General features: G+C 61.9%; 12 protein-coding genes. 7 read left to right on the top strand and 5 right to left on the bottom strand.

What is annotated here, in order from left to right; translation table 11 throughout:
- Positions 1-174 precede the first annotated feature (174 nt).
- Positions 175-945, top strand: a complete 771-nt coding sequence (locus MOP44_RS02930; RefSeq protein ID WP_260794404.1) for a polysaccharide deacetylase family protein — start codon at positions 175-177, stop codon at positions 943-945.
- Here MOP44_RS02930 and hemL read toward each other — a convergent pair.
- Complete coding sequence (gene hemL, locus MOP44_RS02925) at positions 942-2,261, bottom strand: glutamate-1-semialdehyde 2,1-aminomutase (protein ID WP_260794403.1); 1,320 nt, start codon at positions 2,259-2,261, stop codon at positions 942-944. The two genes, MOP44_RS02930 and hemL, sit on opposite strands and share 4 nt — an antisense overlap.
- A 224-nt stretch (positions 2,262-2,485) precedes the next feature.
- Between hemL and MOP44_RS02920 the strand changes: the two genes are divergently transcribed.
- The gene (locus MOP44_RS02920; protein WP_260794402.1) at positions 2,486-3,955 is read left to right on the top strand and encodes a RecQ family ATP-dependent DNA helicase; all 1,470 of its coding nucleotides are present in this window, start codon (positions 2,486-2,488) and stop codon (positions 3,953-3,955) included.
- A 179-nt stretch (positions 3,956-4,134) separates the two neighbouring features.
- On the opposite strand, the gene dnaA is transcribed toward MOP44_RS02920, so the two are convergent.
- A complete protein-coding gene (gene dnaA / locus MOP44_RS02915; RefSeq protein WP_260794401.1) occupies positions 4,135-5,550 on the bottom strand; it encodes a chromosomal replication initiator protein DnaA in 1,416 nt (471 codons plus the stop codon).
- Positions 5,551-6,051: 501 nt separating this feature from the next.
- Between dnaA and rpmH the strand changes: the two genes are divergently transcribed.
- From rpmH to yidC, 4 genes are all read left to right on the top strand, one after another.
- Positions 6,052-6,207, top strand: coding sequence for a 50S ribosomal protein L34 (gene rpmH, locus MOP44_RS02910; protein WP_260794400.1), 156 nt, complete (start codon positions 6,052-6,054; stop codon positions 6,205-6,207).
- 69 nt (positions 6,208-6,276) lie between these two features.
- Entirely contained in the window at positions 6,277-6,690 is a 414-nt protein-coding gene (rnpA, locus tag MOP44_RS02905; protein WP_260794399.1) for a ribonuclease P protein component, read from the top strand.
- Entirely contained in the window at positions 6,687-6,950 is a 264-nt protein-coding gene (yidD, locus tag MOP44_RS02900; RefSeq protein WP_260794398.1) for a membrane protein insertion efficiency factor YidD, read from the top strand. The genes rnpA and yidD overlap by 4 nt, the downstream gene beginning before the upstream one ends.
- 53 nt (positions 6,951-7,003) lie before the next feature.
- On the top strand, positions 7,004-8,872 hold the full coding sequence (gene yidC, locus MOP44_RS02895) for a membrane protein insertase YidC (protein WP_260794397.1): 1,869 nt from the start codon (positions 7,004-7,006) through the stop codon (positions 8,870-8,872).
- A gap of 157 nt (positions 8,873-9,029) precedes the next feature.
- Here yidC and MOP44_RS02890 read toward each other — a convergent pair whose 3' ends face one another.
- From MOP44_RS02890 to MOP44_RS02880, 3 genes are all read right to left on the bottom strand, one after another.
- Positions 9,030-10,664 carry a hypothetical protein gene (locus MOP44_RS02890; RefSeq protein ID WP_260794396.1) on the bottom strand — a complete coding sequence of 545 codons (1,635 nt, stop codon included), beginning with the start codon at positions 10,662-10,664 and terminating at the stop codon, positions 9,030-9,032.
- Positions 10,661-11,806, bottom strand: coding sequence for a c-type cytochrome (locus tag MOP44_RS02885; RefSeq protein WP_260794395.1), 1,146 nt, complete (start codon positions 11,804-11,806; stop codon positions 10,661-10,663). The genes MOP44_RS02890 and MOP44_RS02885 overlap by 4 nt, the downstream gene beginning before the upstream one ends.
- 206 nt (positions 11,807-12,012) lie before the next feature.
- On the bottom strand, positions 12,013-12,750 hold the full coding sequence (locus MOP44_RS02880) for a helix-turn-helix domain-containing protein (protein ID WP_260794394.1): 738 nt from the start codon (positions 12,748-12,750) through the stop codon (positions 12,013-12,015).
- Positions 12,751-12,884: 134 nt separating this feature from the next.
- Here MOP44_RS02880 and MOP44_RS02875 point away from each other — a divergent pair, with 134 nt between their 5' ends.
- Positions 12,885-13,802: a TIGR01777 family oxidoreductase gene (locus MOP44_RS02875; protein WP_260794393.1), complete on the top strand. Its 918-nt coding sequence runs from the start codon at positions 12,885-12,887 to the stop codon at positions 13,800-13,802.
- Positions 13,803-13,864 lie beyond the last annotated feature (62 nt).

Genomic DNA, 13,864 nt, shown 5'->3' with positions numbered 1-13,864 from the left:
GTGGTCAGGATACGGCCCGTACCGCGAGTGTACACCCGCTGTATGAATCGGATGTCAGATTGTGTGCCGGCGGTCCAAGTTTCTCCTTTCCGCCGCCGTATTACCGAGCAAAATGCGATGTCGCCCCGGAGGAGTTGCAGGCGAGCACCCAATCGCCGCAAACTACTAGCAGCAATGCTTTCAGAATCAGTACGACTTATAGCCGAGGGCGCCGGTGCGGCCGCGGCCCTGGGGCTCGCCGCAGGCGGCTGGAGCTACGCGGCCCTCTACCCACAGTCGCAGATCTTTGGCCCGACGCTGATCGCCCCCGAACGCATTGGCGAAATTGCGCTTACGTTTGACGACGGTCCTAATCCCATCTGGACGCCGAAGCTGCTCGAGATGCTGGCGTCGCACCGAATCAAGGCGACGTTTTTTCTGGTCGGGAAATACGCTGAGGCCGAGCCTTATCTCACACGCTACATCGCTGATTCAGGCCACATCATCGGCAGCCACTCGTGGTCGCACCCCAACCTTGCGCTCGCGGGACGGAAGAAGATTCGCGAGGAACTCTACCAGTCCAAGCACATGCTCGAGCAGATCACCGGCTCGCGGATTCGCTACTTCCGTCCGCCGTTCGGCGCGCGGCGTCCCTTCGTGCTCAGTCAAGCGCGCGAACTCGGAATGTCTCCTGTGCTCTGGAATGCAATGACGAATGATTGGAAGGACCCCTCGGCTGATGACATCGCCGAGCGGCTCGGCGACAAGGTCGACTCCCTGGGCCGGCGCGGTCGTTCAGCCACGATTGTCCTGCACGACGGCGGGCACCTGGACCCTGCTGCCGACCGCGGGCCCTCAGTTGAGGCCGCCGAAAAGCTCATCAAACGCTTCATCGGCGTGCGCCGCTTCGTCACTGCCGAGTACCTGCAATGGGGACCTAAGCCCGTCTCCGTGAGCACCCGCTAGAGCCCCAGCGCAGCCTTGAACGCCTCACCCGCCGCCTCGATCGTCGCCTTCACCTCGGCCTCTCCGTGCGCGGTTCCCAGGAACGCCGCTTCGAACTGGCTGGGCGGCAGCCATACGCCCTGCTCCAGCATGGAGTTATGAAATCGCCCGAACATTGCGGTATCAGACTTCGCCGCGGACTCGTAATCCGTCACGGTCCCCGGAGTGAAGAACCAGGTCCACATGGCGCCCACGCGATTCGTGGTTAACGGCACGCCCGCCTTCTTGGCCTCCGCGGCAACGCCCTCCGCAACCGCCTTTGCTGTCGCCTCAATCCGCGGATAGATCTCGCCCGCATGCTCCTGCAGATAGTCCATGGTCGCCAATCCCGCCGCCATGGCCAGAGGATTCCCACTCAGCGTGCCCGCCTGATAAACCGGCCCCAGCGGAGCCAGCAGGTCCATGTACTCACGCTTGCCGCCGAACACGCCAACGGGCAGCCCGCCGCCTACAATCTTGCCCAGCGTAATCAGATCGGGGTCCATGCCGTAGCGCTCGACGGCCCCACCCAGCGCCACCCGGAAGCCCGTCATCACCTCATCCGCAATCAGCAGAGCGCCTTCGCGCCGCGTAATCGCGCGCAGCCCTTCAAGGTACCCGTCCACAGGCGGAATACAGCCCGCGTTGCCCACAGCCGGCTCCAGGATCACCGCTGCGATCTCGCCTGGATGCGCCGCAAAGGCCGCTTCCACGGCGACCAGGTCGTTGTAGGGCAGAGCCAGCGTGAGGTGTGCAATCTGGTCCGGCACTCCTGCCGAGCCTGGAATCCCGAACGTCGCCACGCCCGATCCTGCCTTGACCAGCAGGCCATCCGCATGTCCGTGATAGCAGCCTTCAAACTTCACAATCAGCTTGCGATCCGTCGCGGCGCGCGCCAGCCGAATGGCCGACATGGTCGCTTCGGTGCCCGACGACACGAACCGCAGCTTCTCCAGCTTGGGATAGCACGACACCACGCGCTCGGCCAGCTCCGCCTCGGCGGCGGTCGACGCCCCAAAGCTCGCCGACTTGCGCGCCGCTCGTTCGATCGCCTCCACAACCGGCGGAAACGCGTGGCCCAGGATCATCGGTCCCCACGATCCGAAGTAGTCGATGTACCGGTTGCCGTCCGCATCGGTCAGGTACGCGCCCTCCGCGCTCTCCAGAAACGGCGGGTGCCCTCCCACCGCGCGAAACGCCCGCACCGGCGAATTCACTCCGCCGGGAAAATAGCGCTCTGCGCGCTGCTGAAGTTCCTGCGATCGCGTGTGGACGGGAGCTGCTTTTTGCGTGGTCATCGTCTCCCAGTATAGAAGTGCCTTGATCCGGCTCTGAATGGCGCCCGTCACACCATCGGTAGGCCCCCATTGTCCGCTATGCATCCGTCTCATAACTTGCAAATTGCTTATTTCTCAAATGTAAAGCAGCATCTGCCGAGGATTCTGCGTCGTATCAAGTGTCTGAAGCAGTCCTGAATGGGTGTTCCGGCCGGGACCAGAGCGCATTCGGACCCCTAACCCATATGTCCAAAACCAATCGGAACGTTATTGATATCGCAGGCGCGGCCAGAAAGCTCCTCGGATTCCAGTCGCTTCGTCCTGGTCAGCATGACGCCATCCAGTCGCTGCTTGAGGGCCGCGACACCGTGCTCGTGCAACCCACGGGCTCCGGCAAATCCGCCGTCTACCAGATCGCCGGTGCGCTGCTTGAGGGTGCCACAGTCATAGTCTCGCCGCTCATCGCATTGCAGAAAGACCAGGCCGATGCCATCGAAGCCAGCCGGCTCGAGGCTACCGCCGTGGTCAATTCCACTCTGTCAGCTAGCGAACAGCGCGAAGTCCTCGACCGCATCGAGCAGGGAAAGGTGCAATACATCTTCCTAGCCCCCGAGCAGCTTCGCAAGCCCGAAACCATCGAACGCCTGCGCGCCGCCAACGTCTCGCTCATCGCTATTGATGAAGCGCACTGCATCAGCCAGTGGGGTCATGACTTCCGTCCCGACTATCTCGGCCTGTGTCAGGTCATTGAAGCGCTCGATCATCCCCTCGTGTTGGCCATGACCGCGACGGCTTCGCGCGAAGTGCGCGGCGAAATTATCGAACGTCTCGGCCTGCAGAATCCGCGCGTCTTCGTGCACGGATTTGATCGGCCTAACATCTCGCTGCGCGTCGACCTTTTCTCGAATAAAGACGAGAAGTGTGCTTCCTTGCTGCGCCGTGTCGAGTTCGCAGAGAAGCCCGGTATCGTCTACGTTTCGACCCACAAGCACGCCGAAGACATTGCCGCTGATCTGCAACGAATGGGCGTAGACGCGCTCTGTTATCACGGCGGCCTCAAAGCGAAGCAGCGCGAAGAGATACAGAACAAGTTCATGAACGGCGAAGTTCCAGTCATCGTCGCCACCAATGCATTCGGGATGGGCGTCGACAAGCCGGACATCCGCTTCGTCTTTCATGCCGACGTCAGCGACTCGCTGGACGCCTACTACCAGGAGATCGGGCGCGCCGGCCGCGACGGAGAAGAAGCCGAAGCCGTGCTCTTCTATCGTCCCCAGGACATCTCCGCACAGCAATTCAAAACCGGACCGGCGCACGTCGACTCCGAAGGCCTCGAGTCCGTCTACAACACGCTCATCGCGATGAGAGGCCCCATGACCCGCGATGAGATCGTCCTCGAGACTGGCATCAACGCGCGCAAGCTCGTCGGACTGCTGCACAGGCTTGAGGAGACAGAGGCCATTCGCCATCTCGACAACGGCGACTATGAAGCGACCAGCAGCCGCCCGCTGTCGCAGGTAATCGAGGCTGCAGCGGAAAATCAGAAGTTCCAGAAGGATCTGCGCAAGCAGCGCCTGCAGAAGATGCAGAGCTACGCGGAATGGCGCTCCTGTCGCCGCGAGTATCTGCTCCGCTACTTCGGCGACGACTACGCCGGCCCCTGCGGCAACTGCGACCGCTGCGAGGAACTGCGCCTCATGCCCAAGGCTGCTTGAGCATTCGCAGAGCGGGCTGCCGCTGCAGACCTGCCGTGCCCCATCCTTGCGGCTTTTTTCTGCCGCAAGGGTGGGAAGCCAGAAATGCTGGCAGGAGGGCCATCTTGCAGCGCCAATAAACACCGAAGGCCGCGGTTTATCTCCGCGGCCTTCGTGTTTGCGTTGCGTTTACAGCGCGATTATCCGTTCAGCGTTTCCTGCAGCTTGTTGAGCATCCGGTGCAGGTCCTTGTCGGTGCGCCGCTGCTCGTCGATCTTGCCAATCGAGTGCATCACCGTGGTGTGGTGCTTGTTGCCGAACTGGCGCCCAATCTCCGGCAGGCTCGCCTCCGTCATCTGCTTGGCGAGATACATCGCAATCTGCCGCGGCACCACTACCTGGCGCGAGTTGTTCTTCTGCTTCAGGTCAGCGACCCGCATGCCGAACTGCTCGGCCACAGCGCGCTGAATGGCTTCAATCGTAACCTTGCGCACTTGCATATCGATGAACTGTTTCAGGCACTGCTGCGTGGCTGAAAGCGTGATCTCCACGTGGTTCAGCTGGCACCAGGCAATCAAGCGCACCAGCGCGCCCTCGAGCTCGCGCACGTTGGTGCGGACGTTGGAGGCGATGAAGAGTGCCACGTCAGTTGGCAGCACAACCTGCTCTGACTCGGCCTTCTTCTGCAGGATGGCGACTTTGGTTTCCAGATCGGGCGGCTGGATGTCCGCAATCAGGCCCCACTCGAACCGCGAGCGCAGCCGATCCTCAATTTCAGCCAGTTCCTTCGGCGGACGATCCGACGCAATCACGATCTGGCGCATGCTTTCGTGCAGCGCGTTGAACGTATGGAAGAACTCTTCCTGCGTGCGTTCCTTCTGCGCGATGAACTGAATATCGTCGATGAGCAGCACGTCCACCGAGCGGAAGCGATCGCGGAAGCTGGTCATGCGGTCGTTGCGCAGCGACGTAATCATCTCGTTGGTGAACTTCTCAGCCGAAACGTACGAAATCACCGACGCAGGATTGCGCCGCTTCACCTCGTGCCCAATCGCGTGCATCAGGTGCGTCTTGCCCATGCCGACGCCACCGTACAGGAACAGCGGATTGTAGGCGCGCGAGGGACGCTCTGCCACCGCCAATGCAGCGGCGCGTGCGAACTGGTTGCCGTTGCCGATCACGAAATTATCGAACGTGTAGCGCTGGTTCAGCTGCGCGGCGGTCGACCAGTCGAAGCGCGACTGCTCAGGCGCGTTGCGCTGCGCCGGTGCCGGCGGCGGAGCTGTGGGCGCGTGCGATGGAACCGGCCCGAAGCCGCCATCCTTCCGCTGCGGAGGAACCGAAGGGTCCTCCTCCATGGTTACAAAACATACTTCATCGAATTCCAGGCTCTGCGTATCAATCGCTTCCTGAATGAGATCGCCATACTTGTCGCCGATGTGCCGGAACTCCGGCGCGGGCACCCTCACATAGAGAATGCGTCCTGCCGCATGACTGTAGCGCGTAGGTTTTAGCCAGGTTTCGAACGACTGGCGGATTACCTTTTTCTCGAGAGCGGCGAGAATCTGAAGCCAGGGGTTGAGTGCCGTGGAGGCCGGCGTCATTGCAAATGCCATCGATGCAATCCTTGCGTGGTCCCTTTAAAACGGTTCGCCCAATCGTCTTTAGACAACACCCCTGCAGAGGCGGGAGATATTGCTTCCCGTCAGTTATCTACTGCTTTTGGTGTTTCGGCCGTTGATCTGCCCCTTGCGCTGTGAGCTCCGGGGGCGGTGGACAAATTTCGTTTCGTGGGACGCTAGAAACTTTTGTTGAACGGTCCCGATGGTAGCACATTTGGACCGCCTTGCAACGCCTCATTCATACATCTTTCACGTGCCATTTTTTCATTGCACCATAGGTGGTGAAAGTGGCGATTGCAAGTGACTGGAGTCACCAATTACCGCCTCACGTGATGCTCGATTGTCTCATTGGACACCCCTCATTTGCACATGGTTGCTCCAGTGCAAATACCAAGCCTCGTGCGCCTCCGACTGGATTCGAAACGCCTTCTACGATATACTTGAATCTTGCCGTCAAGGCTCAGAAACTAGTCAGGATAGAGGAGCGCATTTTCCATGCCCAAGCGCACATTTCAACCTAACCGCCACCGCCGCGTGAAGACCCACGGCTTCCGTGCCCGCATGAAGACCAAGAGCGGCGCCGCCGTGCTTAGCCGCCGCCGTGCCGCGGGCCGCAAGCGCGTCGCTGTCAGCGCCGGCTACCGCGACTAGTTCGCGCCTCATCAAGGGGCCGAAGCCCGCATTTCCCCAGGGTATTCGGCCAACCCTTCCGGCTTCACCATGACCACCCCTGCCAACGCTGCTGAGCCAAAGCAATCGCTCGCGGGCGCGCGTCTGCGCAAGCATGCCGACTACCAGCGTGCCTACACCGCCGCCGGCCGCAAACGCCAGTCCAGTTCCATGAGCTGGTTCATGGCTCCGCAGCCCGAGTCTCCGGATGGTCACCCCCGCATAGGCCTCACCGCAGGTAAGGTCCTCGGCAAGGCCCACGAGCGCAATCGCATCAAGCGCCGCATGCGCGAGGCCCTGCGCCGCCACCTCGATCTCATCCCGCACGGCGTCGACCTCATCTTCCATCCCCGCCGTACAGTGCTCACCATCGAGTTCACGAAACTCGAAGCCGAGCTCGTGCGTATCCTTACTCAGGCACGGACTGAGTCTCAGCGCAAACGCCAGCCCGCGCCTTCGCAATGACCCGCATCCTGCTCGCACTGCTCGCGTTTTACCAGAGATGGCTCTCGCCGGCCGTGCACTCGCTCGGTGTCGGCGGATGCAAATTCCTACCCACGTGTTCCGAGTACGCCGCCCGCGCCATCGTCCTGCACGGACCTCTGCGCGGATCAGCGCTCGCTGCATGGCGCCTCTTGCGTTGTCACCCCTTCAGCCGCGGCGGACTCGACCAGGTGCCCGTTCCCGCATCGCACCGGCACACCGCCCACGAACCTTTACCATAGAAACAGCGGCAGATTTCGCCTCTGCCGCGTGCTTGAAAGACAGGACGTAACCTTTGCCCGAATTCCAAAATCCTAATCTGCAGTCGCAGGGTGGTCCCGGCTCCGGTAACAGCGGCGGCGGTGGCGGCAACATGCAGTCGCTCCTCGTCATGATGTTTGTCGGCCTCGCCGTTATCCTCGGATTCCAGTATTTCCAGAAGCCCAGTTCCACCCCCGCGCCTGCGCAGCAAACACAGCAGCAGGCCGCCCAACCGAATGCCGGCACTCAGGGTACTTCCCCAGCCGCGGCAGCGGCGCAGCCCGCCGCAGCCCAGCCGCAGGCTCCTTCGGCAACGCCCGCCGTCGTAGCTTCCTCTGAGACGGAGACCACCGTCGAAAACGCGGACTTCCGCATCGTCTTCTCCAATCGCGGCGCGCTCGTCAAGCACTGGATCCTGAAGAATCCCCACTACAAGGACTCCATCCAGAAGCATCAGCTCGACATGGTGCAGCAGCAGGCTTCCATCCGCTTCGGCTTCCCACTCTCGCTCTTTACCTATGAGCCCGCCCTCAACTCGCAGTTGAACCAGGCGCTCTACCAGGCCTCCGCCACCGGAACCCTCCAGGCGCCCAACACGCTTACATTCCATTACGCGCAGAACGGTGTCGATGTGGTGAAGACCTTCCACTTTGACGGGAGTCATGTTGTCACTGCCGAACTCCAGGTCCGCCGCAACGGCGAACCGGTGCGCGCTCTCCTTGCCTGGCCCGCTGGCCTTGGCGATATGGAAGAGTTCCAGGGCCGCAGCAGCATCCCCGGCCTCTCACGCACCCCGTCGCAGTTCGCCTGGTCGCTTGGCAACAAGCAGGACACGCTCGACGCCCGCAAGGTCTCGAACAACGCCACGCTCGACGGCGAATACCAATACGCCGCCGCATCTGACCTCTACTTCGCAGCGGCCTTCATGCCCGACGTGCCCGCGCGCGCAACGGTGGTCACGTTTCACAATGCAGTCGACCTGCCCACCGATCCATCGAATCCCAACAGCGAGAAGAAACCCGCCGACATCATCGGCGTCGCTGTCGGAGACACCAGCGGCTACACGCGCCTCCGCCTCTACGCCGGCCCCAAGCAGATGGATATCGTTTCCAAGATTCACTCCATCGGCGCCGACGGCCAGCAGACCGGTCCGACCCTCGAGCACCTGATCCAGTTCGGATCGTGGCTCGGCATCATCGCCAAGCCGCTCTTTCTCGCCTTGCACTTCCTCTACGAGCACGGCGTCCCCAATTGGGGATGGGCCATCATCATCATCACCGCGCTGTTCAACATGATCCTGTTGCCCACGCGTCTCATGATGATGAAGTCATCGCTGAAGATGATGCGCATTCAGCCCAAGGTGGAGGCAATCAAGCGCAAGTTCGCCCACCTCAAGGCCACTGATCCCAAGCGCGCCGAGATGAACGCCGAGATGATGGCCCTCTATAAGACCGAGGGCGTCAACATGTACGGCGGCTGCCTTCCGCTCATCATCCAGATGCCGCTCTTCTTCGCCTACTTCCGCGTGCTCCAGAACACCGTGGAACTGCGGCAGGCGAGCTGGGGATGGCTGCATGATCTGTCCGCGCCCGACCCGCTGCACATCCTGCCCATCATCATCATCGTCACCATGTTCCTCACGCAGTTCATCACGCCGTCGCCAGGTATGGACCCCAACCAGCGCCGCATGATGGCCATCATGATGCCGGTCATCTTCGGCTTCACGTTATGGCAATATGCTTCGGGCCTCGCGCTCTACTGGTGCACGGGCAACCTCATCAACCTTGCCATTCAGCTCTCTATCAACCAGTCGCACATCGGCAAGGAGATGCACGCCATCGCCGCCAAGCGAGCAGCCAAGAAGCTGGGTAAAACCCCGCCCACCATCCAGGGCCGCCGCTAAAGAGCAGCAGCAGAACTACAAAGGGCTTCCCAACCGGGAAGCCTTTGCCTTGATCTTCATCTCCCCACAGATTTGTCGTTCTGACCCTGAGTGCAACGAAGGGGAAGAACCCGCTTTTGTCCTTGCTTCTAAGCTCTGCTGTTCAAAGCCCTCAGCGCTATCGCTCCGCTCTCCCCAGCACCACCGCATTCTGCGCCGCATTCTCCTCGTAATACTTCACCCATCTCTGGGGCTCCGCGGCTTGATACGGCTCCAGGTTATGCGCCCAGCGGAACCCCACCGGCTGATACCAGAGCTCCGCTTCAATCCTGAACGGACCCTGCGCGTTAGCCGCCGGCACAACATAGCGCGTCAAGCTCGCGCCTCCCGCAAAGTTCGCATCCTCCGCCGCACCGCCCACCACCGCCACATCGGCAGCCGCAGACTTCTTGTCGAACCCCGACGGCAGAATCCGATTGTCCTTCAGATATCCCACAGCCGCGATCAGCCCCGTGGTCACGTTCCCATTCAGGTCTTTCAGGATCGGCTCGAAAATCTGAACCTGGTCCTGCTTCGTGATCTCGGTATAGTGCGGTTCAAACCGCTTCGGATCCGCATCGTTATCGTTGCCCGCAATCGACCCATCCGGCCGCAGCGTGCCTGACTCGAACACCACTTTACCCGCCGCATCGCGCACCACAACGTGCAGCCAGGCTCGCCGCGAAGGATACGCCGTGGGCAGCTTGTGTCCCGTCAGATTCTCCACGCGCACAGCAAACTGCACGTCGCCTGCGTTCTCCTGCACATCGGCAATGCTCACGCGCGCCGACCGCGTCTTCAGGAACTCCGTCGTGCGATCGGTCGCGTCCTTCAATTCCTCCGGCAGCGCCTGCACATCCAGTTCATCGCGATGCTCATTCAGTACCTGCGGCAGCAGAACATTCCCGCCCACAAACACATGCCGATGCATCCCCGTGCGCTCCGGCCCGAACACGGCCGTGATCCGCGTCGGCTCCGTCACTTCGGGCATGTGACAGCTCTGGCACGATTCGCGATTGTAGTAATCGCTGTGCTGCCATTCCAGAAACGGCATCTGCTCCGGAAGCTTCCCGATCTCCTTGCCACCAGGCCCGCGTGCAATCGTGTACAGCGTGTGGCAGCTTCCGCACAGCCCTGAATCGCGAATATGCGCAGCCTCCGTCGGAACAAAGCCCTTGGTCGATGACTGCATAACGCGCTGGTGTCCCGCATCCACGTCGAACGGCCCATACTCCTGCCGATGGGCCTTGTCCGCGGGCGCCGCCACAGCCACGTTCCCGTTGAACGTCTCTTGGGTTCCCAGCCCCTTGGCTTCCACCTGGTGGCACACTGAGCAAGACACGCCATCCTTGTAGGCCTTGAAGTGATCCTTCTCCGCGGAGAAGGGAAGCCGCGACAGCACGTCCGTCTTCACGCCCACGTCACGATCAGCCAAGTGCTGCATCGGCATATGGCACGTCGAGCATTCGTTCTGGATCTCGAGGGAAGACTCAGGATGATCGATCGTCTCCCTGCGCACACTGCCCTGCCAATAGGGGTCGCGCCCCGCGTTCGCCATCACGCTCGCCCGCCACTGAAAGCCGATCGAGATGTCCTCGCCCTGCGACGTCTTCAGCCCGTTGTGGCATGCCACGCAACGGTCCGACGTGCGGAATTCCTCCTCCGGCTTCGAATGCGCGTCCGAAGCCGCCTGCACTCCGCCCGACCCCAGCAGCGCGGCTCCCCCCAGCGATGCCATCGCGCCCAACAACAATCCCAACCGCGCCGCCCTCACCAGCCCTCCCAGAACTTCCCGTCAGCCCAGTCCCACAGAATGTAAAACTGCACCTGCGGATTCCTTCCGGCTGTGTTGGTGAACGGCGTGCGCACGCCAATGTCCGCGCGAATGTGCTGCCGGGGGCTCAGCGTCACCTGCATCTCCGGCAGCACGTCCCAGTCCGTCTTCGCGCCGTCCACAAGATCGCGGTTGGCCAGAAACTCCACCATCGGCGACCACTGCCTTCCCAGCCGCTTGTCCTGCGCTATCGTCTGCCCCAGCGCCGTGTACCAGAACATGCTCTGCGGCGACTTCTTCGTATCCACCGGCAGGTCCGCGCCCATCTGGAATTGCACCCACGTATTCGTCCGCCACAACTGATCGAAGGCCGCGAACGGCTCGAAGACCGTTGTGCCGGCGCCCCCCAGCTTCGTGCTGCCGGTGGGTGGAAGCACTCCCCCCTGCAGGCTCAGGATGGATCCCGTCTTCAGGCTCGAGAACATCACGTGCTTCAGCCCGATCGTCATGTCGCCCGTGTGGCTCTCCAGGCTGTGATTCACGTCTTGAAGCACCCACGGCACATCCACTTCAAGCTGATCGCGCTTGCCGAACGCCTGCTCGTGAATCGCATGTGTCTCCCACGAGGGCGCGCCTGTCGCATTCGCGCTCGTCGAGATCACCAGCTCGTTCTCAGGAAATGCCTTCTCCGTCACCAGCGCCCGCGGCAGGTTCAACTCGCCGCGCGGCCACCCTCGCGCATCGCAGAACGTCCGCATATACGCGATCACATCGTCGATATCGTTTTCTGAGAGCAGTTGCCCGAACGTCGGCATGATCGTCGAGAAGCCCTTGTAAGGTCCCCCGTGCACCACCACGCCCTTCCACTGCATATCTGCTTCCGGTGTGGTCTGGCTGCAGACGGTGAAATCAGGAAACGTGTTCGGACGATTGAACACCGTGCTCGTCTGCGGCGCCCCTTTACCGGTCTCGCCGTGGCAGGTGTTGCACCCGCTGTTGTAAACACGCTTGCCGTTGCTGACGTCCGGCTTGCGCTTCAGATCCAGCCGCTGGCCAATCACTGCCAGCGACGAAAATGTAACGACGGTCAATACAAACCAGAACAGAGGAAGCCGTCTGTATCCAACTCCGTCTCGCTGCAAACGCCCTCCACCCGGCCCGTTACCGCGCGCCAGCTTCTATATAAATGCTACGGTTCTTTGCTAGCCAAACATCTTGACGATTCCGTCATTTACACCAGACGGAACCGCCGCGCAGTGCTCTCTTCCGCGCTCGTTATTGGAGCGCACTCGCACCATGCAATGTCATCTAGCTCGTTGGATGCGCCCTCGGCGCTTTCGTAGCCTGCTCAGCGCCGCTCGTGTATCCCAGGCGCATTGCTCGGCAATGCGGTGGGCCGCGGAATCCCTGGCGGAAACGCATTGCGCGTCTGTGCCGAGGGCTGCGGCAGCGGCTGATGCATCGTCACAATCAGCGCGCTCGCTGACTTTGTCCCGTGGCAGAAATACGAGTGCGCTGTCGCCGAATCGAAATACACCGCATCGCCCGGCCCGAGCGTGCACCGGTTCTCGCCATGGTGCAGCGTCAGCTCTCCTTCCAGCACGTATAGGAACTCGTACCCCGGATGCATGTGCGCCTTCGGCTCGTGCTGCGGGCTCAGCGGCACAAACTCCGCGAAGTAAGGATCCATGTGCCGGTCCGGAACCATGTAGCCCAGGCTCTCGAAAAAGTATGCCGGCGTGTCGGTGCCTGTCTGCGGCATCCGCACCCGCTCCTTGCGCCGGTGCACCCGGAACATCGCCTGCGGTTCTGTCTCGAAGAAGTACGACAGATCTTTCGAGAACACCATCGCAATGCGCGCGAGATTGCGCAGCGTCGGTACCACCCGCCCCGTCTCCAGCTGCGAGAGAAAGCTCGCCGAGAGTCCGGTGTGCCTGCCCAGCTCCACCAGCCCCATCGACTTCTTCAGCCGCAGCCGCTTGATCCGTTCGCCAATATGCTTCTCGGCAATGAATCGCTCGGCCGTCTCGCTGTCGACCTGGGTCTTCTGGGTCTCTTCAGTGCGCAGGGTCGAGGAATCGCTCATGGGGAACCTTTCGGCGGGGGCTGCCGCTGTCTCTGTTGCCCAGATCAAAATCTATTCGCATGTTACCAAAGCGGGATCAAACCTTCAATCAAAGATGCACCACCCCCTGCGCCCCCGACGTGGATGCTGGATGCATGGATCCATCCAGCCTCACGGGCCACAGGATACTTCTGAGCGGCGCATCCGGCCTCCTGGGTACGGCCTTGCGCACCTCGCTCCTCGGCTCCGGCGCAGAAATCGTGCAACTCGTCCGCCGCCCCTCCGCCGGCCCCCGCGAGCTCGAGTGGAACCCCGCCGCGCAGCGGCCAATTGAATCCTTAACCGCTCTCGAAGGCCTTACCGCCGCCATCCATCTCTCCGGCGCCAACGTCGCCGCGCAGCGCTGGACACCCGTCTACCGCCGCGAGATGTGGTCCAGCCGTGTCAAGACAAGCGGTGCTCTGGCTGAGATGCTAGCCGCCTTGCCGCAACCGCCGCCGGTTCTCCTGGTCGCCTCCGCCGTAGGCATCTACGGCGACCGCGGAGACGAAGTCCTCGACGAATCTTCCAAGCCGGGTGCAGGCTTCCTGGCCGAGCTCTGCCGCGAGTGGGAAGAAGCCGCCGAGCCTGCCACCCGCGCCGGAATCCGCGTCGTGCACTTGCGTTTCGGCGTAGTCCTTGCCCGTGGCGGCGCGCTCGCCAAAATGCTCCCCCTCTTCCGGCTCGGTCTCGGCGGCAAGCTCGGCTCCGGTCGCCAGTGGATGAGCTGGATCGCCCTCGACGACGCCGTCTCCGCCGTCTGCTTCCTCCTCACGTCCGACCTCGCCGGCCCCTTCAACCTCTGCGCGCCCAATTCCGTCACCAACGCCACCTTCACCCGCGCACTGGCCGCAGCCCTCCATCGGCCGGCTCTGTTCACGGTCCCTGCGTTCGCCCTGCGCGCCGCTTTCCGGCAGATGGCCGACGAAGCCCTCCTCGCCAGCGCTCGCGTCCACCCCACCCGCCTCACTCTTTCCGGCTTTACCTTCGCCTATCCGGACCTCGGCGTAGCCCTCGCCGCCATTCTCAAATAGACCAAAACAAAACCGGCGATCCCAAACGGAATCGCCGGCGGAAAGCACTCACCGGATCAGAG

The organism is Occallatibacter riparius (genome assembly GCF_025264625.1).
GTDB classification, from domain to species: Bacteria; Acidobacteriota; Terriglobia; order Terriglobales; family Acidobacteriaceae; genus Telmatobacter; species Telmatobacter riparius.
Note: the sequence above shows the minus strand (reverse complement) of the source record. Positions and strands in the feature narration are given on the sequence as shown.

What these genes read in the sequence shown, in the direction of transcription:
- MOP44_RS02930 (WP_260794404.1), top strand. Translation starts at nt 175, where the DNA reads ATGCTTTCAGAATCAGTACGACTTATAGCCGAGGGCGCCGGTGCGGCC.
- hemL (WP_260794403.1), bottom strand. Translation starts at nt 2,261, where the DNA reads ATGACCACGCAAAAAGCAGCTCCCGTCCACACGCGATCGCAGGAACTT.
- MOP44_RS02920 (WP_260794402.1), top strand. Translation starts at nt 2,486, where the DNA reads ATGTCCAAAACCAATCGGAACGTTATTGATATCGCAGGCGCGGCCAGA.
- dnaA (WP_260794401.1), bottom strand. Translation starts at nt 5,550, where the DNA reads ATGGCATTTGCAATGACGCCGGCCTCCACGGCACTCAACCCCTGGCTT.
- rpmH (WP_260794400.1), top strand. Translation starts at nt 6,052, where the DNA reads ATGCCCAAGCGCACATTTCAACCTAACCGCCACCGCCGCGTGAAGACC.
- rnpA (WP_260794399.1), top strand. Translation starts at nt 6,277, where the DNA reads ATGACCACCCCTGCCAACGCTGCTGAGCCAAAGCAATCGCTCGCGGGC.
- yidD (WP_260794398.1), top strand. Translation starts at nt 6,687, where the DNA reads ATGACCCGCATCCTGCTCGCACTGCTCGCGTTTTACCAGAGATGGCTC.
- MOP44_RS02880 (WP_260794394.1), bottom strand. Translation starts at nt 12,750, where the DNA reads ATGAGCGATTCCTCGACCCTGCGCACTGAAGAGACCCAGAAGACCCAG.
- MOP44_RS02875 (WP_260794393.1), top strand. Translation starts at nt 12,885, where the DNA reads ATGGATCCATCCAGCCTCACGGGCCACAGGATACTTCTGAGCGGCGCA.